This is a genomic window from Xanthomonas sp. NCPPB 2632, assembly GCF_041228075.2.
In the GTDB taxonomy this organism is placed as follows: Bacteria; Pseudomonadota; Gammaproteobacteria; order Xanthomonadales; family Rhodanobacteraceae; genus Luteibacter.
On record NZ_CM192979.1, the window covers coordinates 446795 to 470055 of the forward strand.

The following is a 23261-nucleotide window of genomic DNA, read 5'->3' on the forward strand; positions in this document are numbered from 1 at the left end:
GCGTAGCGCGATCGGGCTCAATGACGCACCCTCTGCGGAGACCGCACGATGCGCCTCATTCGACCAGCGGCCCTGGGTACGCTGACGTACCTTGGCCTGGCCTTGCTCGCCGTATCCCCCAACGTTGCTGCGACGCCGACCGGTGCCCGCTTCCATCGGCCACCCCCGCTCGGCGACGAGTACCTCGCATGGACCAAGCGTTCCCTGTCGCAGATGTACGCGTATGACCTGGGCGATTTCTCTCCGTTCCACAGCGATGCGGAGTGGACCCACGAATACCTGCACGACCCGGCGTCCATCTACAGCGACCTGCATCCCCGCCTGTTTTCCTCGGACAACGCGGGGGCACCGGTGGCGATCGCCTTTCCGGCCAGTCGGCGGATCGCCCGGATCATTGCCTGGGATCTCGGGCTCGACAAGGCACTGCCCGGGTTTCAGGTCCTGCCCGACTATCCCGGGCCGACGCCGGGCCATCTCACCCTGGACATCGCGGCCAACCTGGACAAGGCCGGCGTGGATATCGCCTGGTTCCAGAAGGCCTATGTGCTGGGCGGCAACAACGTGTTCGCGCTGAATGCGGAAGTGGCCGTCGCCTTGCAGACGCTGCACGACTGGGTGGAGGCGACCCCATGGGCGGATCGTGAAGCCCTGGGCGTGGACGAAGAGGTGCTGCGACGCTTCACCTCCGCGCAGTCCCTGGATGCCGTGCGCGACGAGGATCTCACCTATCTTGCCGATATCCTCCGCGCGGAGCTTTCGGTTCGCGGTGCCGGTGGCAAGACCGCACGCGGCCAGCGTGAACTGCCGACGCCGCTGCGCATCGCCCGTGTCGCCGCGGCCTATCGCGCGTCCAACGCGGGTTATGCCGCCTGCAACCGTGACGGATCGAGAAACGACCGGGCGGGTGACACGCCGGAACGCCTGGATCGTCCCATCTGCTTCTCCGATGCTACCGACCGGGCGGTGTATCGCTGGTACCGCGCCACGCGCCGTCACCAGCTGGCGCAGTTGCCCGAGGTGTATGGGGACGCGGCAGCCTCTGCCGTGCGGCTGATCGATCAGTTTGCGAGCATTCGACCCGCCTGGGCCGGTGCCTACACCGAGCAGGCACTGGACTGGTCCAACCATGCCGAAGTGGTCGAAGCCCAGATCGCACTCGACAGCGAGGTACCAGGCGATGTCGACATCGCCTTTTATCGACTCGTCGAACGCGCCAATCTCCTCATCTGCCGGAAATCCACGCCGTGATCCATCGTCTCGTTCGTTTCAACGTCCTTGCCCTCGGCCTCCTGCTTGCCACCCACGCGGCGGTGGCGGCGCCGATCGTCAAACGCCTCATCCACGACGACCCGCGACACAGCGTCGGCGCACGCGTGCTTGCCTCGTTCGTGGCACACGCGGAGCCGGCGCGATCGTGGTACGTGGACGTCCTGGACGGTCGTCGTCCGGATATCGCCCAGTTCGCCGGCTTCTCGCGCCCGTGGCAGACGGCGACCTTCGTCAGCTTCACCTACGAATACGCCGTCGACGGCGTCACGCATCGGCGTGTCTACCATGCCCGCTCCGGTCACAACGAACCCCAGACCGGCCTGCCCGGCGCAACGGCAACCCGGCCGTATGCCAACTATTTCCTGGACAGCACCGATGTCATCGCTTGGGCGGCTCCGCCGCCTCGCGGCAGCGAGGTCACGTCGTCGCCGGTGCGCGGCGATACGTACGAGGACGCGCGTAAGCGCGATGCGGAGCTGAAAGTGGCACGGCGCATCGAGCGCGACATCCGCGATGGCCTCGTGGCGGCCGGCGGGCGGTTGAACGGTTACAGCAGCCAGGTACCGTGCCCGTCGTGCGAGGCAGCGTTGCAGGCGCTATCCGACCGGCAGGGCATTGCCGTGCATGTGTCCTACCTGGCCCATGGCAGTCCGGCCTACACGCGCTTCGACCGCCAGCGGCACCAGTACCTGACCTCGATCGAGGTGGCTGTCCACGGCGGACAGCTGAACCTGCTTAACCAGGCGGCCGACTCACCGTCGGACCGGGTGCCCGTGGATTGTCTCGACGCGCCGGGCGACGGCGAAGTGGACGATGGCTGAGCCTCCCGGCGCGGCTCAGCCCAGGGGGCGCACGCGAAACGTGCGGCCCTTGATCTTGCCGGCGCGAAGGCGCTCCATCGCCCGGTTGGCCAGGTCGCGACTTATCGCCACGTAGGCCCGCGTCGCGAACACGTCGATCTTGCCGATGTCCTTCGCGTTCAGGCCTGCGTCGCCCGTCAGCGCACCCAGGATATCCCCGGGGCGCATCTTGTCCTTGCGGCCCCCGTCGATGACCAGCGTCTTCATGGGCGCCAGGTTGAGCACCTTCTTTCCCTCGGGCTGCGCGCGCGCGGGGTGGCGGGGTAGCGTGGTGCCCAGGCGCTCCTCGATGGCCTTGATCTTGGGCAGCTCGCGCGAGCCGGCCAGCGAAATGGCCATGCCGTTCGCGCCGGCACGGCCGGTGCGCCCGATGCGATGCGTGTGCGTGTCCACGTCGTGTGCGACGTCGAAACTCACCACCAGCGGCAGGGCCGCGATGTCCAGGCCGCGCGCGGCGACATCCGTGGCGACCAGGATGGAGCAGCTGTGGTTGGCGAAGCGCACCAGCACTTCGTCGCGGTCGCGCTGTTCCAGATCGCCGTGCAGCGCCAGGGCGGAGAACCCGCGACGATCGAGCTCCGCGGCCAGGCCTTCGGTGTCCTTGCGCATGTTGCAGAACACCAGCGTGGCTTCGGGTTTCTCGTGCGTGAGGATGCGTGCCAGCACGTCGGCCTTCTGCGCGGGCTCGACCTCGACCACGCGCTGCTCGATGGTCGGCACGGCGTTCGGTTCGTCCGCGGTGACGGTGACGGGATTGCGTTGCACGCGACCGCTCATCGTGCGGATGTCGTCGGGATACGTGGCGGAAAAGAGCAGGGTCTGATGGTGCTTCGAGATGCGCTTGACGATGTCGTCGATCGCTTCCTCGAAGCCCATGTCGAGCATGCGGTCGGCTTCGTCCAGCACCAGCAACTGGATACCGCCGCCGTGCAGGCTGCCTCGCTTGAGGTGCTCCTGCACGCGGCCCGGCGTGCCGACGACGATGTGCGGATCGTGCTCGAGCGAGGCCAGTTGGGGTCCGAGCGGCATGCCGCCGCACAGCGTCAGCAGCTTCACGTTGGGAATGTTGACCGCCAGCCGCCGCAGCGCCTTGCTGACCTGGTCGGCCAGTTCGCGTGTGGGGCAAAGCACCAGCGCCTGGAGTCGTATCTCGTCGGGGTCCAGTCGCTCCAGCACGCCCAGGCCGAAAGCGGCGGTCTTGCCGCTGCCGGTGCGTGCCTGGGCGATGACGTCGCGGCCTTCGAGGATCGGCGGCAGGCTGTCGCGCTGGATGGGCGTCATGGACGCATAACCCAGGCCATCCACGGCGGTGAGGAGGGAGGGCTTGAGGGGCAGGGAAGCGAAGGTATCCATGCATGCATGATCGCACATCGCCCCCGAACGCCCGCTGCGCCTCAGCAGTCCGGTGCGGCCGGGCCGGTCGCCGTGTCGTCCCCGGTCGAGCCTTCGGACACCCGTGGCAGGCGGGGGGTGCCGAGACGGAAGGACCGCTGCCGCCAGGACACGCCCTTGAAGGTGCGGCCCATCGAGCCGGCCCCCAGGTCGCGTCTGACCTGGGCCGCACGGGCACCGCCTAGGACATCGCGCGCCAGCAGGGGCGCGCCGCTGTTCGCATCCACCAGCAGGCGCCCCTGCAGGCGGGCGCGACCGGAGGCAATCAATGCCCTTTGCTCGCTGCCGGGTATGGAACCGTACATCTGCGTGACGTCGACCTTGACGCCATAGGTACGTGCAAAGTCGCGCATGGCATCGCGGCACGATCCGCAGGTGGCGCCGCCGATCGCGCCACGTACGCTGCCCCCGCGAGGCACCACATGGGCCTGGATGTCGTGCTCGATGGCGCGAAGTGCCTTGAATTCGGCATCCAGTGGGCCCTGCATGCCGGGCACGGCATAGCTTTCGAGTGCCGACCCCGCGACGGGAAGGATGCGGGAGCGTACGTTCAGTGTGTCGAAATCGGCATAGAGCACATCGTCGCCGATATCGGCATCGACCATGCTCCGGGTCTCGCCCGGCGCATCCGCCTCGATGTCGTCATCGAAGTCACGGTCCAGGGGGCTGTTCGGCGAGGCGGGCGAGCGGGGCGGCGTGGGTGATCCGCGAGGCGTGTCGCCGGAGAAGATGTCTTCCGCGACCATGCTCAGCGGTCGGCCGTCCATCGCGTGGTAAACGCGCACATGCTCCATGCCTCGCACGGTGTAACGGTACTCGAAGCGGGCGACCCTTGCTTTCAGCATGGCTTCTTCGAGGTTCTCCCAACGGATGGCACGGTACTGGTCCGGGTAGCCTTCCACGATGAGTCTGCGCATCGCGTTGACGAAATATTGGCTGCTGTGTTCGAGCTGTGCGGTGATGTTGCCCTGGTCGAGGCCCATTGCGACGACGGTCACCCCGGGCGCGGCGTGGGCATGGCTCGCCATGAGGGCCGCGAGGGCACCCACGAGCGAACAGGGAAGGCGGCATGGCATTGGTTTCCTCCTAGAGCGGGCAGGCAAGCAGGTTCGCGGATTCGGACATGGCGTCGGCGTCGGCGGAGCCGATGACGTCTGCCGTGGCGAGTTCATCCGCCACCGTGGCTTCGACGAACTCCATCGCCCCGGCCAGGTCGATCAGGGCGAGGACGAGGCCGGCCACCCTGGCCAGCCGCTGCAGGCCACTTTCACGAGGCTCCGGCACTTGCCTTGTCTGCCTGCGGTATTCGTCCACGTACCAGGCATGCACCGCCCGGTCGGTGGCGGCGACGAAGCACAGGGGGCGGTCGTCGGCGCCCCCTGTGCCGGCGGAACGCGGATCGGGCGAGGCATCGCGCAGGCACGGCGCCCGGCCGATGTAGCCCTGCGCATCGCGGTAGGCGGCGGCGGTGCGGGCCACGCGATAGGCGACCGGCAAACCGCGTGATTCGGCACCGGCGGCGTCGCTGACACGCGGGTGGATCAGCCGGTACTGGACGATCGTGGAAAGGTAGTCCAGGTCGTAGTCGCTCAGTTGACCGCTATGCTGGGCACGCATCACACGGGTGAAGACGCCGGGATCGACACCGCTTGCGGTCCATGCCTCCGGTGGCGTGGCAACCACCTGCGCACGCAGGATTTGCATGCCCACCGCGTAGATCGCCGCCTTGGTCGAATGGTGATAGCCGGTGAGGTCCAGCATGTGCCAGAAGATATCCGGATCGACCTCGGCCTTGCTGGCGCTGGCGGAAACGAAGTCGTCGCGATAACCCGCATTCGGCGTGATGTCGATACGCGGGCGCGCACGCGTCGTGCCCAGATCCCGCCGCAGGACGTCGAGTGCCTGCGTAGTATCCATATGGCCATCGGCAACGGCGTCGAGCACGGCCGGCCAGTCGATGTCGTTCGTGAACGCTGGTTGGTCGGCCGGCGCGCTGTAGGCGGAGCCAGGGTCCGCCTGCAGATGCGCGGCGATGTCCTTACGTGAAAGCGACGCCTGGCCGCTCCCAAGGCGCTCGATCCGAATCCGTTGCCACTGCGCCAGGATGTCCGTTCCGGTGACGGATGCGACTGCGGTGGCCTGCGTCGTGAGAGAGATCGCGGCCAAGGCGGCAATAAGGCAATACGTTCGCACGTCGGCGTCCTCAGTCGCAGGCTTCGGCGAGTTCGCCTGTCGAGGCGGCTTCGGCACGCTCGATCACGCTTACATCGCTCCATTGCGCACGCGGGTCGATGCGCTTGCCCTTGACGAGGGTCGTATTGGCGTACGCCGAGCGCCTGGACTTCAGCTCCATCGATGCACTTTGGCTGCGCCCCTTGGCCGTGGTTTCGTCGGGTGTCGCATATCGCTGCCTCGAGCCGGGCGGGTTCAGGGTGGGCTCGGTGAGCTGATAGACCGTACCGTCGATGTCGCGGCTGGTGCCGAGGATATCGAAGGCGTTCCGGCAGGATTCGCAGACCGTCTTGCTGACGTAGCCGGTGATCCTGCCGCCGCGTGGAACGATGCCATCTTCGATATCGGCATCGATGCGACGCACGATCTTCACCTCGGCGTCCGTGGCGTGCGACTTGCCATCGCCGATATCGACGGCCTCGATATCGGTTTTTCCGTCAGGCACTGCGGCGACCCGCACGTCCGTTGGTGTATCGGGCGGATAGAACACGTGCTCGTTCACATCTCGCTGGACATCGCTGGCGACATCCCGCAAGTCTTGCGCGACATCGCTCAATCCCTGGTCGGTGCCGGCCGTGTCCGTTCCACCCGACTCGGTGGCCGACGACCCGCCCGCCTTGATCTTCCTTTTGGCAAGGTTGGCAATCACGGCCATGGAGCGTCCGCTGCGTGCGTGATATGTACGGATATACGGCACACCGTCTTTTTCGTAGCTGTACTCGACGCGTGCGATGGTCGCGCCATGCATGCTGCCTCTGACGCTCTTGAAGAACGAGGTGGGCCCATTGCCGAGAAGTTGGCTGCGCTGGCTGGTCAGCATGGCCTGCATCGCATCGACATGCAGTCGGCCCTCCGTGTCGAGCAAGTCGACCACCGTAGACCCCTCGGCCTTCTCTATTTCGATGGTGCCGGCGAAGGCCAGCCAGGGCGTGATTGCGAGGCAGGCCGCGAGGATGAAGTGGCGAGCGTGTGGAAAGTGGCGTGTCATCGGGTGATCCTGCAGCTGAGTCGGTTGGCTCGGTCGCTGAGCCGTTCGGCGGTGTCCTCGTCGATGGTCCCTTCGGCCGCCAGTTCATCGCCGACGAGGGCGTCGGCGATTTCGACGAACGAGACCATGTCCATCAGGACGAGGACGGTGCTGAGCAGATGGACGAAGCGCTCGAAGCCGTGGTGGGTGTTCTCGTGGATGCGCAGCTTCAGTGCTTCGATGCGCAGCTGCCGGCGGAACCACGCTTGCACGCCGCGGTCGGTGGCGGCGACGAAGCAGAGCGGCCGATTGAATCCCAGCGCCTCCGGTCCGGTCGGTTGTCCCGGGGCGGGGGCGTCGCCCGCGCAATACGCCCGACTGCTGTAGTAGCCCTTGCTGTCGGCATAAGCCGCCGCCGCGCGAGCGAGGCGATAGGCGGCGGGCAACCGTTGGGCCAGGGTGCCCTCCAGCGGTGCGTCACGTCGCTGGATCGCGCCGCGCAGAAGATCTGAGAGGTAGCGAAGGTCGGACTCGGGAAGGCGTTCCGGATGGGTCTGGCGCAGGTAGCGCGAGAGCACGTCCGGCTTGATGGCCCTGCGGCCGTAGTCGGAGGGATCGTGGGCGGCGGCTTGCTCGCGCAGCAGTTGCAGCGCGAGCGCATAGCCCGCAGCGGCGGTGATCGACGCGCCGTTCATGTCGAACGCCTGCCAGAAGATGTCGGGGTCGATACCCGCCTTGATCGCATTGGCAGCCGCTTCGCGGCTTCGGTAGGCGCGCTGCGCCTCCGGGGTGACGTGTACCTCCCTTCCCGGCCGGCCCTTGGTGAAGCCGGACTGGAGTTGCAGCGCGGCAAGCGCCCCGACGGCGTCGTCGTTACCGTCCGCGCTCACCCGGTGGACGTAGTCGGGCCACCAGATCGCATTGGTGAACCGGGGCGACTCGACGAGGTCGCTGTAGGGCGAGGAGGGGTTCTCCAGGAAGCGCGCGGCAAAGGTGGCCGTGTCGGCCGCCAGGGCCTGATCCACGCCCTTGTGCCGTATCTCGGCACCCAGGAACACCTGGTAGGCATCGATGGTGGCGGGTGGCGAGGCCGCTCCAGCGGCGGTGCTGTACAGGGCGGCGACGAGCGCCGACCCGATGAGTGACTTCATGTCGGGAGGAGTCCTTGAGGAATGCTACTGGCCGTGTCCTACGGCTAGGGCATTGTCGTTCAAGGACGAATCTTCACCTGTCGGACGATGCCGCGATCAGATGTGGGTCCGTGCCGATTGCCGCTGCTGGCCTGCTAGAAATGCGTGCGCCGGGGCAGCAGGCCCGCCAGCTCCTGCTCGGTCAGGTTGCGCCACTGCCCGGGCTTCAGGTGGCCGAGCTTGACGTTCACGATGCGCACGCGGCGCAACTGGGTGACGCGGTAGCCGAACTCCGCGGCCATCAGGCGGATCTGCCGGTTGAGGCCCTGGGTGAGCACGATGGCGAAGCCGAACTTCGCGATCTTGCGTACCTTGCATGGCTGGGTCATCTGCCCATGGATTCGCACCCCCCGGGCCATCCCCCGAACGAACTCGTCGGTCACGGCCTTGTTCACGGCCACGAGGTATTCCTTCTCGTGGTGGTTTTCCGCGCGGAGGATCTCGTTGACGATGTCGCCATTGTTCGTCATCAGGATCAGGCCTTCGGAATCCTTGTCGAGGCGGCCGATGGGAAAGATGCGCTGCGGGTGGTCGACGAAGTCCACGATGTTGCCGTCGACGGTCTGGTCGGTGGTGCAGGTGATGCCGACCGGCTTGTTCAACGCGATGTACACACCGCGGTTTTTCGCCGGGCTGGCGATCAGCGTGCGTGCGACCACTACCTCGCCGTCCACCTTCACCACGTCGCCGTCGAGGGCCTTGGCTCCCATGCCGACGACCGCATCGTTGATGGTGACGCGCCCGGCGACCAGCATTTCGTCGGCCTCGCGACGCGAGCACCGCCCGGATTCGCTGATGTACTTGTTGACGCGCATGGCTTACGAACGCATACCCACGCCGCGGCCGAGCAGGCGCAGCGCCACGGCGGACAGGCCGGCGACGAACACTGCCATGACCGCGAACGCCGTGCCCACCGGCACGTCGCTGACGCCCAGCACGCCGAACCGGAACGCGTTCACCATGTACAGGATCGGATTGATCATCGACAGGGAGCGCCAGGGCTCGGACAGCAGGTCGACCGAATAGAACACACCGCCCAGGTAGGTCAGCGGCGTGAGGATGAAGGTCGGCACCAGGGCAATGTCGTCGAACTTCTTGGCGAACACGGCGTTTACGAAACCGGCGAGCGAGAACACCGTGGCGCCCAGCACCACCGAGAGGAAGGTGATCAGGGGGTGCGACACGTGCAGGTCGGTGAAGAACAGCGCGATCACAAGCACCAGCGCACCCACGGTGACGCCGCGCACCACCGCGCCGATCACGTAGCCGAGCAGGATCACCCAGTTGGGCATCGGCGACACCAGCATTTCTTCCACGTAGCGACCGAACTTGGCGCCGAAGAACGACGACGAGATGTTGCCGTAGCTGTTGGTGATGATGCTCATCATGACCAGGCCGGGCACGATGTACTGCATGTAGGTGAAGCCATGCATCTCGCCGATGCGGCTGCCGATCAGCTTGCCGAAGATGACGAAGTACAGCGTCATCGTGATGGCCGGCGGGATCAGCGTCTGCGTCCAGATGCGCGCGATGCGCATGATTTCACGACGAACCAGGGTGCCCAGCGCAACGAGGTTGTGGGCGGCGCTCATGCCGCGTTCTCCCGGCCATGCTCCACCAGGCGGACGAAGAGTTCCTCCAGCCGGTTGGACTTGTTGCGCAGCGACGTCACGGTGATGCCGTGGGCGGACAGCGTGGCGAACAGCGAGTTGAGGTCGTGGGAGCGGGACATTTCGGCTTCGATGGTGTGGGCGTCCAGCGCGCGGAGCACCACGCCCTGTGGCGTGGGCAGGGAGGCGGGCATGCTGGCCACGTCGAGCATGAAGGTCTCCACGTCGAGGGTGGCCAGCAGGCTTTTCATCGAGGTGTTCTGCACGATGCGACCGCGGTCGATGATCGCGATGTTGCGGCACAGCTGCTCCGCTTCCTCCAGGTAGTGCGTGGTGAGGATTACGGTGGTGCCGGCTTCGTTGATGGCCGAGACGAACTGCCACATGGACCGGCGGATCTCGATGTCCACACCCGCGGTGGGCTCGTCCAGGATCAGCAGCTTCGGCTCGTTCATCATCGCGCGGGCGATCATCAGCCGGCGCTTCATGCCGCCCGACAGGGTGCGTGCCTGCTCGTGCGCCTTGTCCCACAGGCGCAGTTCCTTCAGGTACTTCTCGGCGCGGACCGCGGCTTCCGCGCGGCCGATGCCGTAGAAGCCGGCCTGGTTCACGCAGATATCGAACGGCTTCTCGAACTGGTTGAAGTTGATTTCCTGGGGCACCAGGCCGATCAGGCGCATGGCCTCGCTGCGCTGCCGGTGGATGGACACCCCGAAGACCTCGGCATCGCCCGAGGTGGAGTTCACCAGCGAGGAAAGGATGCCGATCAGCGTGGACTTGCCGGCGCCGTTCGGCCCCAGCAGGGCGAAGAAATCCCCGGGCTGCACCGTGAGCGAGATGCCCTTGAGGGCTTCCACACCGTTGGCGTAGGTCTTGCGGAGGTCGTGGACGTGTAGAGCGGGAGTGGTCATGGGCTGCGCCGGGATGACAAGCCGCTTATTATAGCGGGCTTTGCCGGGCCCCTCTGTCGCCTGGCGTCAACAGGGAGTTTCCATGGCCGACCCCTTCCAGCTTCGTCTGACCGACAGCTTCATGCTCGCCCCCGCGGTGCGGCACCTGTCCTTCGAGCGGACGGACGGCCAGCCCCTGGCTTTCGTCCCGGGCCAGTTCCTGCAGGTCCATTTCCAGTACGACGACGGCAAGCCGACCAAGCGCAGCTATTCCGTGGCCACCGTGGGTGACGGCGGCAGCCCGGTCGGGCGCATCGAGATCGCGGTGAGCTATGTCGAGGGCGGCGCGGCCACCAAGCTGCTGGGCGGGCTGGAGCACGGCCAGATCGTGGACGCCAGCGGCCCTTATGGCCGATTCTGCCTGATGGAGGGCGACACCAACGCCCGCTACATTCTCATCGCCACGGGCACGGGCGTCACCCCCTACCGGGCCATGCTGCCGCAGATCGCGGCCCTGATCGCCTCGCGCGGCTGCCGTTTCGTGCTGCTCTACGGCGCCCGCAACGAGGGCGAGCTGCTCTACGGCGAGGAGTTCGAGGCCTTCGCGCGGACGCACGAGGGGTTCACCTTCCACCCGTGCCTGTCCCGCGGCGCCCGGCCCAACCCGCGCCCGCACGACCGCGCCGGCTACGTCCAGGACATGCTGGCCGAGCTGGAGCCCAGCGCCGGGGACGACATCGCCTACCTGTGCGGCAATCCCAACATGGTGGACGCCGCCTTCGCCGCGCTGAAGGACCACGGCCTGGCGGTGCAGCATATCCGCCGCGAGAAATACATTTCCTCGCGCTAGACTCGTCAACCATGCATGCCTACGTCGTCCCGCCTCACCTCTCTGCCGAGATGCTACGCTACGCGACGCTCGACCAGCGCCTCCTGGGTGCGGTGCGGGCGATCCGTATCCTCCCGACGGTGTCGTGGTCGGCCTCGGTCGAGGAGCGCCTGATCGCGGAGTTCGGCGCGGGTCGCCTCTCGATTCCCGACATTCACTACCACCCGCCGCAGTTGGTTGAGACGCGGGCGGAGCTGGAGGCGATCGAGGCGGAAGCCGGCGAGGACCATCCGATCGCCGATTACCTGCGCCGCACCGCCGAATCATGGCGGATCGCCGCGCAGATGCTCGAATCGGCCGGCACGGACGGCGTCACCCGCGCGTCAGTGGCGTTGTATGGCCGCCCCGGCGACGCGATCCCCGGCAGCAACCGCAGCAACCTGGACGCGGCCCGCTACTTCGTCGACCTGGCCGACGAGCTGGGTGCCGACCTGGAAACCGAGGACGCCTCCGGCAGCATCCCCGCCGACGAGCTTCGCCGCGACATGGCGGCGCAGCTGGATGCCTTCTTCTCGCCCGGGGTGATCTCGGTGGAGGTCGATCCGGAGCTGACCGCCAAGGCGGCGGCCGGTGCGACCCGCATCCGCCTGCGTGGCGGGGTGCGCTTTACCGAGTACGACCGCCACCAGCTGCTGGCCCATGAGGCTTTCGTCCATTCACTCACGGCGCTCAACGGCCGCGAGCAGCCCGTGCTGGCGTCGCTGGCGCGCACCTCGCCGCGTGTCACGGCCACGCAGGAGGGCCTGGCGGTGTTCGCCGAGCTGATGTCCGGCGCCATCGATATCTCCCGGCTCAAGCGGATCAGCCTGCGCATCCTGGCCATCGACATGGCCCTGAACGGGGCCGACTTCGTCGAGGTGTTCCGCTACTTCCGGGCGTGCGGACAGACCGTCGCCGACAGTTTCCACTCCGCGCAGCGTGTGTTCCGTGGCGTGCCGCTGGGCGGCGGCTCGGCCTTCGCCAAGGACAACGTCTACCTGACGGGCCTGCTGGCGGTGCATACGTTCTTCCGCTGGGCGCTCCGCCAGCGCCGCCTCGACCTGCTTCGCAACCTGTTCGCGGGCAAGCTGGCGCTTCACGACGTGATGAGCCTGGAAGCCCACTTCGGCACCGGCGACATCGCCGCGCCGCGCTACCTGCCGCCCTGGATGCAGCACGTGCACGGGCTGGCCGGGAAGCTGGCTTTTTCGTTGTTCGTCAACCACATCCACATGGCGGGTGTCGAAGCCGAGGAAATCTCGCTCGGCCTGTGAACGCGGCGCCCGGACTCTGGCCCTGCGGCGGGTGCGGCCTGCTCAGCCGATGCGGAAATCGCCCGGCGACACCGCGAAGAAGGGCCGCCAGTCGCAGCGCACGCGCAGCCTGGCCGCGTCGGTGGCCCCCAGGTGGGCGGGAAGGGTGACGTCCGCTTCGCCGTCGTTGCGCTCGTCGACGGCCAGGGCGGGCGTTAGCCAGGACAGGCCCCCGTCCGGCGACAGGTCGATGACGACGAAGTGGCACGAGATGGGCGCGGTGTCGGTTCCCGCCACGTCCCACCCCACCCGCACGCGCCCTCCTGCCAGGGCCGTGCTGCCCGCCGTCGGCGCGGTGACCGCGAAGGCCCGGCCTGTGTCCACCACGCGAAGACGCGTATCGGCCGACGCGACCGTGGCGCTGTCGCCGCCGTTGTCGCGCACGGTGAGGCGGAAGGCGAGCGGGCGTGACGTGGTGGGCAGGGTTTCGCCGGGTTCGGCGGCCTCGTGCCCGAGCACGGCGGCCATGCGCGGGAACACTCGCTGGCTGACGGGCGAGGGCGGGAACGAGCGGAACAGCGGGCCGGCGCCGGCGTCGTGCAAGGGGCCGCGTTGGCCCGTGCCGGGATCCATCTGCTCCCACGTGTAGGTCAGGCGGCGACCGGGCATGGCGGGCTCCACGCGCGCTTCGAGCGTGAAAGGTGTGCGGGCCGGTATCACCGCGGTATCCGCCAGCGATTCGGGATCGATCCAGGGCGCCGCCACGGCGCGAAGTCGCCTGGCGGCGCAGCGGCCTCCCCGCGAGGCCAGCCACGCCTGCATCTGCTCGATGCTGGCGGCGTGGAAGTAGCGATCCGACCGGGCCTGTAACCACTGGCCCTCACCGCCGCAACCGGCGGGCGCGTAGCCCATGGCCGTGCTGCCGCCGCCGGGCTCCACCGCACGGTCGTCCAGGGTGTCGTGACGGCAGCCGTTCGCGGTGGGCCAGGCGCCGAGCTGGCGGCCCAGGGTATGGATGAGATAGCCGGTGGCGAAGGGTTCGCTGGCCGGCGCCGGGTGACCGCTCCAGGCCGCGGCCTTGTGCGTGGCGAAGAAGTCGGCGTCGCGCGCGTCGCTGCAGGAGGTGCCGACGTGGCTCTCGCCGCCCGTGTAGGTCAGGACGGCGTGCCCGATGTCGTAGCGCCCGGCGCCGATTTCCTTATCGATGAGCATGACCGCGGCCATGCCGGGATCGTGGGTCTCGAACGGGTCGCGTTCCGGATCGGGCCGGATGATCCGGTCGTTGCGGTCGACCAGGGTGAAGTGCACGCCGACGTCGGTTTCGAACACTTCATTCGCCTGGTTGACGGCGTGGGCGATCTCCGCGAGCGCGGTGTCCACCGTGCCACCCGTGCGGGCGACGTAGCGGCTGCCGGCCGCCACCGCCAGGCGGAAATCGTGACGGAGCGCGCCGGCGCCACGGGCCAGTGTGGCCGTGACCGGCGCGCTGGCGTCGGGGGAGGTCGAGGAGGCCGCCGACGCGCTGCCCGGCATGGCCGACATGCCCGCAGGACGCGGTATCGAAGATGCATGCCCCATGTGCTCACGCCACGCGGCCTGTCCGGGCCGGAACGTCCAGGTGTGGCTGCCGTCGCGGATACTGCCACGCATGCCCGATGGCGAAAGATCGAGGCGAAGCGTGCGGCCCTTGTCGTCGGCACCACGAAAGCTGCGCAACCACGGATGCCGCTTGAGCAAGGCGGGCGGGAGCGTGCGGGAGTCGCGTATCCGGAACGGCCATGCGGGGCCGTCGTCGACGCGAAGTGCAACGGTAGCCTCGCGCGAGCCCTGCGCGGGCAGGGCGAGCAGGCGCCGTCGCAACGCTGCTTCGTCCAGGGGTGGCGGGGACGCGGTGGCAAGCGTGGGAAGGAGGATGCAGACATGCGTGGCGGCGATGACCAGACGTTTCATGACAGTCCCTGTGATGGCGTGGGCCGGTCACGGTAGGTCGGTCGGGGCGGCAGGTCTGTCGGCCTTTCAGGTGAGTAAACGTAGGTTTTTCATATCACTGGATGTCGCAATGCAACACACCCCGAGGCCGGATCGTCGCGGTCGCGGTGCTAACATCGTGTGCTACCGGCGCGCGGTACCGTTCGCGCCGGCCCCCTCTCCCCAAAGCCCCCACAGGACGCCATGGCCATCTCCGAGGAACTGAGGCAAGCCGCTCTCGAATACCACCGGCTTCCGCGCCCGGGCAAGATCAAGGTCACGCCCACGACATCGCTGCTGACCCAGCGCGATCTCTCGCTGGCCTATTCCCCGGGCGTGGCCGCCGCGTGCGACGAAATAGTCGCGCATCCGTCCGCCGCCGCGGAGCTCACCGCGCGGTCCAACCTGGTCGCCGTGATCACCAACGGCACCGCGGTGCTGGGCCTGGGCAACATCGGTGCGCTGGCCAGCAAGCCGGTGATGGAAGGCAAGGGCGTGTTGTTCCAGAAGTTCGCCGGCATCGACGTATTCGACATCGAGATCGACGAGACGGACCCGGAAAAACTGGTAGATATCATCGCCAGCCTCGAGCCCACCTTCGGCGGCATCAACCTGGAAGACATCAAGGCACCGGAGTGCTTCATCGTCGAGCGCAAGCTGCGCGAGCGGATGAAGATCCCGGTGTTCCACGACGACCAGCACGGCACGGCGATCATCGTGGGCGCCGCCGTGATCAACGCCCTGATGGTGACGGGCAAGAAGATCGAAGACGTGAAGCTGGCCACCACCGGCATGGGCGCTGCGGGCATTTCCTGCGTGGACATGCTGGTCACCCTCGGCCTGAAGCCGGAAAACATCTTCGCCTTCGACCGCGACGGCGTGCTGCACACCGGGCGCACCGACCTGGACCCGGACAAGCAGCGCTACGCGCGGGACACCGACAAGCGCACGCTCGCCGAGATCGTCGAGGGCGCGGATATCTTCCTGGGCCTGTCGGCAGGCGGCATCCTCAAGCCGGAGATGGTCGCCACCATGGCCGCGCGGCCGATCATCTTCGCGCTGGCCAATCCCAATCCGGAAATCCTGCCCGAAGACGTCAAGGCCGTGCGCCCCGACTGCATCATGGCGACGGGCCGGTCGGATTACCCCAACCAGGTCAACAACGCGCTGTGCTTCCCGTACCTGTTCCGCGGCGCGCTGGACGTGGGCGCCTCGGTGATCAACGAGCCGATGAAGGTGGCCTGCGTCAAGGCGATCGCCGAGCTGGCGCGTCGTGAAGCCTCCGACGTCAGCGCGCGGGCGTACGGCGGCAAGCCGCCGAGCTTCGGCCCGGACTACCTCATTCCGCAGCCGTTCGACCCGCGCCTGCTGATCCAGCTGCCGCCGGCGATCGCCCAGGCGGCGATGGACTCCGGCGTGGCAGAGCGCCCCATCACCGATTTTCCCGCCTACATCGAAACCCTGACCAGCTTCGTCTTCCGCACCGGCCTGCTGATGAAGCCGGTGTTCGAGCGCGCCAAGGCCGATCCCAAGCGCGTGGTGTATGCCGAGGGCGAAGAGGAAACCACCCTGCGCGCGGTGCAGACCGTGGTCGACGAAGGCCTGGCCAAGCCGATCCTGGTCGGTCGCCCCGACGTGATCGAGAAGCGCATCGCACGGGCCGGCCTGCGCCTGCGTCCGGGCGTCGATTTCGAGATGTGCAACATCCACTCGGACCCGCGTTTCGAGGACTACTGGCGCCTGTACCACTCGATCATGGAGCGCCGTGGCGTCACCCCCGCGTCGGCCAAGGCGGTGGTGCGTTCGCGTCCCACGGTCATCGCGGCGCTGATGGTGGAGCGCGGCGAAGCCGATGCGATGATCTGCGGCCTGGTGGGCACCTACCAGAGCAAGCTGGAATACATCGCCGACATCATCGGCCTGGACGAGGGTGTTTCGGAGGCCTCGGCCATGGCCGCGGTGGCGACGGAGAAGGGCACCTTCTTCTTCCTCGACACCTACGTGCAGGAAGATCCCAGCGCCGAGCAGATCGCCGAGGCCACGCTGCAGGCGTCCATCCGCCTCAAGCTGTTCGGCATCCAGCCGAAGATCGCCCTGCTGTCCAGCTCCAACTTCGGCAGCCGCGAGACGCGCAACTCGCGCAAGATGCGCGAGGCCCTCAGCCTGATCCGCAAGACGGTGCCCAAGCTGGAAGTGGAAGGCGAGATGCAGGCCGACGTGGCGCTCAACCCCGAGCTGCGCGAGCGGATCTTCCCGAACTCGCGGCTGGAGGGTAAGGCCAACGTGTTCGTCTTCCCGAACCTGGACGCTGCCAACACCGCCTATAACATGGTGCGTACCTTGTGCGACGGCGTGGTCATCGGCCCGATCCTGATGGGCGTGGCCAAGCCGGCCCACATCCTGACGCCCCAGGCCACGGTGCGCCGGGTGGTCAACATGACCTCGGTGGCCTGCGTCGAGGCGCAGATCCGCGCCGGCAAGCCGAGGACGGTCGTCAACGACTGATCGTCCGGTTTGCCACGAGGCAAATCCCCATACCGCCGCGTATGTGAATACGTTGCGGTATCATGGAAAGGTTTTCCCGCTACCCCGCGGGCTCTTCAGACCCCCATGAGCGCGCGTGACGCGCCAGCGGAGCTTCCATGGACCAGATCGACGATATCCTGAACCAGGATCTCGACCCCACCGAGACCCGTGAATGGGTCGAGTCGCTCAACGCCGTCATCAACCACGACGGCACCGAGCGCGCGCATTACCTGCTGGAGCGCATGGTCGACTCCACCCGTCGCGCGGGCGGCTACCTGCCGTTCGACCCGACCACGGAGTACGTCAACACCATCCCGCCGCACATGGAAGCGCGCAGCCCCGGCGATGCCGCCATCGAGTGGCGCATCCGCTCACTGGTCCGCTGGAACGCCCTGGCCACCGTGGTGCGCGCCAATCGCAAGCCCGGCGACCTCGGCGGTCATATTTCCAGCTTCGCCTCGTCGGCCACGCTGTACGACGTCGGCTTCAACCATTTCTGGCGCGCGCCCAGCGCGGACCACCCGGGCGACCTGGTGTTCCACCAGGGCCACTCGGCGCCCGGCGTCTATGCGCGCTCGTTCCTCGAAGGCCGCATCAGTGAAGACCAGCTCGACCTCTTCCGCATGGAAGTGGAGGGCAAGGGCCGTGGCCTGTCGTCCTACCCGCATCCCTGGCTGATGCCGGACTACTGGCAGGTGCCCACCGTCTCCATGGGCCTGGGCCCCATCCAGGCCATTTACCAGGCGCAGTTCTGGAAATACCTCGAGCACCGCGGCCTCATTCCCAAGTCCGATCGCAAGATCTGGTGTTTCATGGGCGACGGCGAGTCCGACGAGCCGGAATCGCTCGGCGCCATTTCGCTGGCCGGTCGCGAAGGCCTCGACAACCTCATCTTCGTCATCAACTGCAACCTGCAGCGCCTCGACGGTCCCGTCCGTGGCAATGGCAAGATCATCCAGGAACTGGAAGGCGTGTTCCGTGGCGCCGGCTGGAATGCCATCAAGGTGGCCTGGGGCAGCTACTGGGATCCGCTCCTGGCCCGCGACACCTCGGGCAAGCTGCGCCAGCTGATGATGGAAACCGTCGACGGCGAGTACCAGGCCTGCAAGGCCTTCGGTGGCGCCTATACCCGCGAGAAGTTCTTCGGCAAGTACCCGGAAACCGCCGCGCTGGTCGCCAACATGTCCGACGACGACATCTGGCGCCTCAACCGTGGCGGTCACGACCCGCACAAGGTCTACGCGGCCTACCACGCGGCCGTGAACACCAAGGGCATGCCGACCGTGGTCCTTGCCAAGACGGTGAAGGGCTACGGCATGGGCGCCGCCGGTGAGTCGCAGAACCCGGCGCACAACCAGAAGAAGATGGATCTGGACGCCATCCGCGCCTTCCGCGACCGCTTCAACATCCCGGTATCCGATGACAAGCTCGAAGACGTGCCGTACTACCACCCGGGCAAGGACTCGGAGGAAGTGCAGTACATGCTCGAGCGCCGTCGCGCGCTCGGTGGCTCGCTGCCGCAGCGCCGCCGCAAGTCCGACCAGTCGTTCAAGGCGCCTGACCTCGCCTCGTTCGAGCAGATCACCAAGGGCACCGGCGATCGCGAGATCTCCACCACCATGGCGCTGGTGCGTGGCATGAACCTCATGCTGCGCGACAAGGAGCTCGGCCCGCGCATCGTGCCGATCGTGGCCGACGAGGCCCGCACCTTCGGCATGGAAGGCATGTTCCGCCAGATCGGTATCTACGCGCCGTTCGGCCAGAAATACCGTCCGCAGGACGCCGACCAGCTGCTGTACTACCGTGAGGACCAGAAGGGCCAGGTGCTGCAGGAAGGCATCAGCGAGGCCGGCGGCATGAGCGCCTGGCTGGCCGCTGCCACCAGCTACAGCATCAGCAACGTGCCGATGCTGCCGTTCTTCATCTATTACTCGATGTTCGGCTTCCAGCGCATCGGTGACCTCTGCTGGGCCGCCGGCGACATGCGCGCGCGGGGCTTCCTCATCGGCGGCACCTCGGGTCGCACCACGCTCAACGGCGAAGGCCTCCAGCACGAAGACGGTCACTCGCACCTGCTCTCCGGCGCGATCCCGAACGTCGTCTCCTACGACCCGACCTTCTCCTACGAGCTGGCCGTGATCATGCAGGACGGCACGCGCCGCATGATGCAGGAGCAGGAAGACGTCTACTACTACATCACCGTGATGAACGAGAACTATGCCCACCCCGACCTGCCCAAGGGCAGCGAGGAAGGCATCGTCAAGGGCATGTACCTGTTCAAGGACGGCGGTAAGGCGAAGAAGAACGAGCCGCGCGTCCAGCTGATGGGTTCGGGCACGATCCTGCGCGAAGTCATCGCCGCGGCCGAGTTGCTCGAGAAGGACTTCGGCGTGTCGTCGGACATCTGGTCGGTGCCGAGCTTCTCCGAGGTCCGTCGCGAGGGTTTCGACGCCGAGCGCTGGAATCGCCTGCATCCGGAATCGCCGCAGCGCGTGCCGTACATCACCGGTCTGCTTGCCGACCGCCAGGGCCCGGCCATCGCCGCGACCGACTACGTCCGCGAGTTCGCCGACCAGGTGCGTGCGTTCATGCCGGACGGCATGCGCTATACGGTGCTGGGCACGGACGGCTACGGCCGTAGCGATACCCGCGCCCACCTGCGCAGCCACTTCGAGGTCGATCGCTACTGGATCGCCCAGGCGGCCCTGTCCGCGCTGGCGAAGGAAGGCAAGGTCAACGCCAAGGACGTCAGCCGCGCCATCAAGGAGTACAAGCTCGACATGGACAAGCCGAACCCGATGACCGTCTGACCGGGCCCGCGCCCTTTACACGCCACCCCGAAGGGGCCGGAACTATCCGGCCCCTTTTTTTGGCGATGCCCCGTTCGGCATCACGCACCGTCCATGGCGTTGCCACGACGATGCTGCTATTTCTCTTTCGCATACGACTTCGGATATCCGCCATGCGCCTCGTGTTGCTTTCTGCCGCCGTCCTTTCGCTTGCCGCCTGCGCCACCACCGCTCCCGACAGCGGGTCGCGTTCCCGGCTGCTGTACATCGCCGGCACCAAGGCGCCATGCACCCCCGGCGCCGTGAAGAACGACTGCCTGCAGTACCGCGAGACGCCGAAGGAGCCGTGGCACGTTACCTCGGCGCCCCTCGAGGGCCTGGACTGGAAGGCAGGCAACGAGTACCTGTTGAAGGTCACCGAGGTTCACGTCCGGTCGCCTATGGCGGGCACGTCGCCGGTGACGTGGCATGTCGACAAGGTGGTCGAGCAGCATCCCGTGGCGGAATGATCGGTCGGGATTGTTTTCAGGCCAAAAAAAGGGCCGGACGATGTCCGGCCCTTTTTTCGTGATCCGATGCGGAAGATCAGTCGTCGCTGCGCAGCGCGTGGCGGATCAGCAGGAACGTGCCGATCGCGGCGGCGGCGATGCCGATGGTGACGCCCGGATTGCGGCGAACCTGCTTGCGCAGACGGCGGTACTGGTAGCTGGCCTCGTCGGCGAGGTCTTCAGCCATGTAACGCGCCCGCTTGCTGGTGCTCTGGCTGGCGAACTTGTTGGTGATGCGGCGGGTGCGGTCGAGCAGGTCGCTACCGGCGCCGTGAGCCTCGTCGGCATAGTGACGGACGCGTCCCGACACATCGTTGACGGTGCTTTCGACCTGACGCGCAAACTCGCGATTTCTGCTCATGGTGGATCCCTCGTCATGTGATTCGTACGGGAACCGACTGTGAGGGCGCCCCCGTGAGCAAGGTGTAAATACGCGCCGGTCGGTTGAGCCGCGATTCAGCCGGTCGGCTTCGGCGCAAAATCGTAGTCGCCGCCGCGTTTCAGTGCGGCCTGGTAGGCCGGACGGGCGTGGATGCGTGCCAGGAAGCCGGTCAGTCGTGGGCGCGAGGCGTCCAGGCCGCCGCGACTCGCCGCCGCTTCCAGCGGAAAACTCATCTGGATATCCGCGGCGGTGAAGTCGTCTCCGGCAAACCAGCCCGACGCGCCCAGTTCGTTTTCCAGGTAGTCCAGGTGCAGGTTGAGCTGCGGATCGATGAAGGTCTTCTGCGCGCCCTTGGCCATCAGGCGTGCCACGGGCTTGGCGAAGAACGGCACGGGCGCCGTTTCCATCCGTATGAAAACCAGCTTCAGCAGCAGCGGAGGCATTGCCGAGCCTTCCGCGTAGTGCAGGAAATACGTGTAGCGCCGCGCGTCTGCCGTGCCGGCCGCGGGCCTGAGGCGCCCCTCGCCATAGCGGTCCACCAGGTACTCCACGATCGCACCGGACTCCGCCACGGTGATATCGCCGTCGACCACGATGGGCGACTTGCCGAGCGGGTGGATGGCGCGCAGCGACTTCGGTGCCAGCATCGTTTTCGGGTCGCGCTCGTAGCTCACGATCTCGTAGGGCAGGCCCAGCTCTTCCAGCAGCCAGAGGACGCGCTGCGAGCGCGAGTTGTTCAGGTGATGGACCGTGATCATGGCGACATCTCGTGGAGAGGAGCCGGCAGGGTAGCAGCGTGCGATGCAGGCGATGTAGACATTCCATCGACGCGCGCGGAGTAGCGTCGGCGTTCATGTCGTCCAACAGGAACCTTGCCATGAGCCGTGAAGCCGAAACGATCCATCAGGGCGCGGGGGAGATCGATCGCCTGCATGCCCTGATCGCCGAGTTGCGCGACAATGCGAAAGTGACCCTGCACCTGCGGGATGGATCGAGCCTGACCGGCATGGTCGCCGTGGTGCCTACGGTGCAGACTTTTGTCGATGCGGAGGGCACCGAGGGCATCAACGGCGTCGTGAAGCTGGTCGATGCGGCACGGCCCGCATGGTCGGCGACCGTGCCGTTGGACACGATCGCCCGGGTGGAGCACCTGGACTCGGTGGTCTACGGCACGTCGCAAAGCTGACTGACGGCGCGGTGCGTCGGTATCAGCCCGCCGCGGTGAGCGACTCGCGGAGCTTTTTCGTCTGCTCGGGGAACGCCTTGCCCTCGGTGGCCACGGTATCGGCGACCACCTTCTTCGCCTCCGCGTCGCGGTGCAGCGCCTTCAGCGCCTTGACGCGATAGGTCGCCACGCTGATGCGATTGGCTCCATAAGCTTTCCTGGCCGCCTCATCGAGGTAGGGCAGGCCGCCTGCGGCATCGCCCGACTCCACCAGGCGCTTGCCGTAGCGGTAGCTGTAGACGTAGTCGTCCGGATAGGCGGCAATGAGCTGCTTCTCGAAGGTATCCAGTTCGGCGCCGGCCTTGGCGCGGACCAGGTACACGCGCAGGTTGTCGGCGACGTTGCGGTCGCTCTTCAGGTCGCCGTGCAGTTTCTCGCGGCTGAGGTCGATCGCCTTGCGCAGCACGGCCTGCTCGCCGGCGGCGTCGTTCAGTGCGGCATCGAGGTCGGCGGCCGTGAGCACGGCGCTGCGCTGGTCGGCGCAGGCAGGCGTGGCGGTGAATACCTGCGTGGCGAGGAAGGTCTCGTAAGGCGCCTTTTGCGGGGTCAGGGCCGCCTGTCGTGACTCGGGGTAGTTGGCCGCCGTGGCCTCGAGGAGGTCGTCGAGCACGTAGGGTCGATCGCAACCGATATCGCCGGCGAGGATGGTCTTCGCCGCGGCCGCGATGGCGGGATTGGCCTTCTTGTCCTTGGCTTGCAGAAGCAGCAGGCGCTGCTTGGCGAGGGCGACGCGTTTGTCCTTGTCGGACACGTTGCGTACCAGCGGCGGCAAGGTGTCGAACCAGGCCATGCCTTCCGTGCCCTGGTAACGCTGCTGGTAGGTATCCAGCACGTCGGCGACCGCCGCCATCGATCCCTTGCTGGCGTTCGCTTTTTGCTTCGACAGGCGCGCGTCACCGGAAAGCAGTCCGTCGACCTCCTTGTAGAAGACGTCGCGCGGGCGCTCGGCCAGGATGCGGCCGAGTTCTTCGCCATCAGGGCCGATGGCCACGTAGGTCGGCAGGAAGTGCACGTTCCACTTCGTCATCCAGGCCTTGTCCGCGGGCTGGTCGGCATCGGCTTCGTAGAACACCACCTTGGTGTTGAGGTCGGTCCACTCCTTGCCGTTGAGCACGTGGCTGGCCATGAAGTAGCACGAGTAGCACCACACCGCCTGGAAATCGACGAGCACCGGCTTGTGCTCTCGCTTGCCCTGCGCCAGGGCGGCGTCCAGGCTGGCGGGGCCCTGGTGGCCGGCGAAAGCCGGCCCGGCAAGGGCGAGAAGGCTGGTGGCGAGCAGGCGCTTCATGGCG

At 66.9% G+C, this 23261-nt stretch carries 20 protein-coding genes; 8 read left to right on the forward strand and 12 right to left on the reverse strand.

Going from position 1 to position 23261, the window contains the following annotated elements; translation table 11 throughout:
- The first annotated feature begins 48 nt into the window (after window positions 1-48).
- Complete coding sequence (locus AB8808_RS01935; RefSeq protein ID WP_369926288.1) at window positions 49-1248, forward strand: hypothetical protein; 1200 nt, start codon at window positions 49-51, stop codon at window positions 1246-1248.
- Complete coding sequence (locus AB8808_RS01940) at window positions 1245-2090, forward strand: hypothetical protein (protein ID WP_369926289.1); 846 nt, start codon at window positions 1245-1247, stop codon at window positions 2088-2090. Before AB8808_RS01935 ends, AB8808_RS01940 begins: the two co-directional genes overlap by 4 nt.
- Before the next feature lie 15 nt (window positions 2091-2105).
- Here the strand turns inward: AB8808_RS01940 and dbpA are convergent, their stop codons facing one another.
- The 8 genes from dbpA to AB8808_RS01980 all read right to left on the reverse strand — a co-directional run bounded on the left by dbpA (window position 2106) and on the right by AB8808_RS01980 (window position 10431).
- A complete protein-coding gene (dbpA, locus tag AB8808_RS01945) occupies window positions 2106-3482 on the reverse strand; it encodes an ATP-dependent RNA helicase DbpA (protein WP_369926290.1) in 1377 nt (458 codons plus the stop codon).
- Between the two features lie 41 nt (window positions 3483-3523).
- The gene (locus AB8808_RS01950; protein ID WP_369926292.1) at window positions 3524-4597 is read right to left on the reverse strand and encodes a hypothetical protein; all 1074 of its coding nucleotides are present in this window, start codon (window positions 4595-4597) and stop codon (window positions 3524-3526) included.
- A 10-nt stretch (window positions 4598-4607) separates the two neighbouring features.
- Entirely contained in the window at window positions 4608-5714 is a 1107-nt protein-coding gene (locus AB8808_RS01955; protein ID WP_369926294.1) for a hypothetical protein, read from the reverse strand.
- Window positions 5715-5724: 10 nt separating this feature from the next.
- A complete protein-coding gene (locus AB8808_RS01960; protein ID WP_369926295.1) occupies window positions 5725-6741 on the reverse strand; it encodes a hypothetical protein in 1017 nt (338 codons plus the stop codon).
- Window positions 6738-7871 carry a hypothetical protein gene (locus AB8808_RS01965; RefSeq protein WP_369926296.1) on the reverse strand — a complete coding sequence of 378 codons (1134 nt, stop codon included), beginning with the start codon at window positions 7869-7871 and terminating at the stop codon, window positions 6738-6740. Before AB8808_RS01965 ends, AB8808_RS01960 begins: the two co-directional genes overlap by 4 nt.
- Before the next feature lie 134 nt (window positions 7872-8005).
- On the reverse strand, window positions 8006-8725 hold the full coding sequence (locus AB8808_RS01970) for a pseudouridine synthase (RefSeq protein WP_369926298.1): 720 nt from the start codon (window positions 8723-8725) through the stop codon (window positions 8006-8008).
- Between the two features lie 3 nt (window positions 8726-8728).
- Window positions 8729-9502: an ABC transporter permease gene (locus AB8808_RS01975; protein ID WP_369926300.1), complete on the reverse strand. Its 774-nt coding sequence runs from the start codon at window positions 9500-9502 to the stop codon at window positions 8729-8731.
- Window positions 9499-10431, reverse strand: coding sequence for an ABC transporter ATP-binding protein (locus tag AB8808_RS01980; RefSeq protein ID WP_369926302.1), 933 nt, complete (start codon window positions 10429-10431; stop codon window positions 9499-9501). Before AB8808_RS01980 ends, AB8808_RS01975 begins: the two co-directional genes overlap by 4 nt.
- A gap of 82 nt (window positions 10432-10513) precedes the next feature.
- On the opposite strand from AB8808_RS01980, the gene AB8808_RS01985 reads away from it, so the two are divergent.
- Window positions 10514-11260 (forward strand): FAD-binding oxidoreductase, encoded by a 747-nt coding sequence (locus AB8808_RS01985; protein WP_369926304.1) that lies wholly within the window; start codon window positions 10514-10516, stop codon window positions 11258-11260.
- 11 nt (window positions 11261-11271) lie between these two features.
- Window positions 11272-12552: a peptidase MATCAP family protein gene (locus tag AB8808_RS01990; protein WP_369926306.1), complete on the forward strand. Its 1281-nt coding sequence runs from the start codon at window positions 11272-11274 to the stop codon at window positions 12550-12552.
- Between the two features lie 42 nt (window positions 12553-12594).
- Here AB8808_RS01990 and AB8808_RS01995 read toward each other — a convergent pair whose 3' ends face one another.
- Entirely contained in the window at window positions 12595-14481 is a 1887-nt protein-coding gene (locus AB8808_RS01995) for a reprolysin-like metallopeptidase (protein ID WP_369926308.1), read from the reverse strand.
- A gap of 222 nt (window positions 14482-14703) precedes the next feature.
- On the opposite strand from AB8808_RS01995, the gene AB8808_RS02000 reads away from it, so the two are divergent.
- The 3 genes from AB8808_RS02000 to AB8808_RS02010 all read left to right on the forward strand — a co-directional run bounded on the left by AB8808_RS02000 (window position 14704) and on the right by AB8808_RS02010 (window position 20323).
- The gene (locus AB8808_RS02000) at window positions 14704-17004 is read left to right on the forward strand and encodes an NADP-dependent malic enzyme (RefSeq protein ID WP_369926310.1); all 2301 of its coding nucleotides are present in this window, start codon (window positions 14704-14706) and stop codon (window positions 17002-17004) included.
- A gap of 137 nt (window positions 17005-17141) precedes the next feature.
- Window positions 17142-19835 carry a pyruvate dehydrogenase (acetyl-transferring), homodimeric type gene (aceE, locus tag AB8808_RS02005; RefSeq protein WP_369926312.1) on the forward strand — a complete coding sequence of 898 codons (2694 nt, stop codon included), beginning with the start codon at window positions 17142-17144 and terminating at the stop codon, window positions 19833-19835.
- Between the two features lie 152 nt (window positions 19836-19987).
- Window positions 19988-20323 carry a DUF4377 domain-containing protein gene (locus tag AB8808_RS02010; protein WP_369926314.1) on the forward strand — a complete coding sequence of 112 codons (336 nt, stop codon included), beginning with the start codon at window positions 19988-19990 and terminating at the stop codon, window positions 20321-20323.
- A gap of 76 nt (window positions 20324-20399) precedes the next feature.
- On the opposite strand, the gene AB8808_RS02015 is transcribed toward AB8808_RS02010, so the two are convergent.
- A complete protein-coding gene (locus AB8808_RS02015) occupies window positions 20400-20723 on the reverse strand; it encodes a hypothetical protein (protein ID WP_036138074.1) in 324 nt (107 codons plus the stop codon).
- A 95-nt stretch (window positions 20724-20818) separates the two neighbouring features.
- Complete coding sequence (locus AB8808_RS02020; protein WP_369926316.1) at window positions 20819-21502, reverse strand: glutathione S-transferase; 684 nt, start codon at window positions 21500-21502, stop codon at window positions 20819-20821.
- Window positions 21503-21621: 119 nt separating this feature from the next.
- Here AB8808_RS02020 and AB8808_RS02025 point away from each other — a divergent pair, with 119 nt between their 5' ends.
- Window positions 21622-21930 carry a DUF3247 family protein gene (locus AB8808_RS02025; RefSeq protein ID WP_369926318.1) on the forward strand — a complete coding sequence of 103 codons (309 nt, stop codon included), beginning with the start codon at window positions 21622-21624 and terminating at the stop codon, window positions 21928-21930.
- Between the two features lie 22 nt (window positions 21931-21952).
- Here the strand turns inward: AB8808_RS02025 and AB8808_RS02030 are convergent, their stop codons facing one another.
- On the reverse strand, window positions 21953-23257 hold the full coding sequence (locus AB8808_RS02030) for a thioredoxin fold domain-containing protein (protein ID WP_369926320.1): 1305 nt from the start codon (window positions 23255-23257) through the stop codon (window positions 21953-21955).
- Window positions 23258-23261 lie beyond the last annotated feature (4 nt).